This window comes from Acidaminococcus sp. AM05-11 (assembly GCF_003472805.1).
Classification (GTDB): Bacteria; Bacillota; Negativicutes; order Acidaminococcales; family Acidaminococcaceae; genus Acidaminococcus; species Acidaminococcus hominis.
Window position 1 is genome coordinate 1 of record NZ_QRMX01000062.1, and the last position, 1,819, is coordinate 1,819.

Annotated in this window: 1 protein-coding gene; it reads left to right on the top strand. The window is 42.9% G+C overall.

Annotation, left to right across the window (positions count from 1 at the left end; genetic code table 11):
* Positions 1 to 411 precede the first annotated feature (411 nt).
* The gene (locus DW089_RS11205) at positions 412 to 1,710 is read left to right on the top strand and encodes an IS110 family transposase (protein ID WP_105325814.1); all 1,299 of its coding nucleotides are present in this window, start codon (positions 412 to 414) and stop codon (positions 1,708 to 1,710) included.
* Positions 1,711 to 1,819 lie beyond the last annotated feature (109 nt).

Sequence of the window (1,819 nt, forward strand, 5' to 3'; positions counted from 1 at the left end):
CCCCTCGTATGATATGTATGTGAGTTATTAAAAACAGCTCACATACATATTTTTTGTGCGTATAGCGGTAAGAACCATTCGGAGAATTTTCCTCTTCCGGTTTCCCGTCTATACAATCTGAAGCTCTGTAACAAAAGGTTTTCCCATGGTACGATATCAGTAGAGTCTGATGTCCGGAGGCACTGCTATCTCCCCTTGCAGCCAGTTCGTCTGTGTCTGCTCCCTTTAGCATGCGGCCCAGCTCATGAAGCATTACTCCGCTAACACAGAAGTTGCATCTCCTGCCTTAGCACCAGCAAAAAGGCTGACAGGATGAATGCTAATTGCGCGAGGTTGCGGTTACTTCATGATGCCTGGGATAAACCTTTTGCTCAGGCTTCACAAATCTGATCTGGGAAGGAGGATGATATCATGATTAAGATCAACACTTTGTCAACTTTATACGTCGGTATTGATGTAAGTTCAAAATCCAATGTTGTCTATGCCATGGACTTTGAACAGAATAAGCTTCTTTCTGATTCTTTCCCTAATAATCAGCCTGGCGCTGAAAAATTGGCGAATGCTATCTGTAAATGTATGCTTTCTCATCGAAATCTAAATACTATCGTTTTCGCATTAGAATCCACCTCCATGTACAGTATTCATATTGCCAATTTCCTGTCAGCCAGCGAAATTCTCATGCCTTTTCATCCGTATGTTTATTGTCTCAATCCAAAAATCACAGCGAATTACCGAAAAACTTTTATTGGCCTTTCCAAAACTGATTCAACGGACGCATATATCATTTCTGATTTAGCTCGGGTTGGCAAAATCAAGAGTTCTCCCTGGAGAGGCAGTCAGTTTCTTGCACTCAAGCGTCTGACACGGCACCGACTGCACCTCGCTGAATGCATCACAAGAGAAAAGACCTACATGATTTCCAATCTGTTTCTTAAATTTAGTGAACTGGAGATTTTGGATCAGGAATCACAGCCCTTTAGTAACATTTTTGGGACCACTTCAGCTGCCGTTTTGACAGAATTCTTTTCTGTACAGGATATTGTGGATGCCAGCGAAGAAGAGCTCCTACAATTTCTGGCAAAAAAAAGCCGGAATCGCATTACAAACTTAGCTGAAACCTCTAAATTGCTAAAAAAGGCCGCCCAGGATTCCTATCGTCTTGATAAGCGTGCAGCTGAACCCCTGACAATCGCTCTGGCCAGTTCGTTCAACTGTATTGAGTCTTACAAGAAGGAAATTAAGGCAATTGATCATGCTATAGAAAAGACGGTCAAGGGCGTTAATCCTAACGCCTACATGATTCTACGGTCCATTCCTGGTATTGGACCAGTCTTGGCTGCTGGCATTCTCGCTGAGATTGGTGATATTTCCGCTTTTCGCTCAGCTGATTCGCTAGCTAAATACGTTGGACTTACTTGGCGCAAGAGCGATTCAGGCGACTTCGTGGCCGAGGAAACACCCGTTTTCAGAACGGGTAACACATATCTCCGTAATTATATTGGAGAGGCTGCAAACAGTGTCCGAAGATACATCCCTGAATACGCAGAGTATTACGCCAAGAAATATGCTGAAGTGCCAAAGCATCAGCATAAAAGAGCACTCGCGCTTGCATCTCGTAAATTAGTACGACTCGTTTTTGGTTTGCTGGTCAAAAACCAACTGTACGCCGGCGGAAAGTTGAACGCCGAACAGAATAACGATTTCAAATAGCACCCGTTTTTTTTGAAGCAACATCGGGTGCAGGTGAAGTGCGCCCTTTTTTTGATTAATACATAGAATATCTTAAAAAAAATATGCTTGACATATTACCAGAATGCTA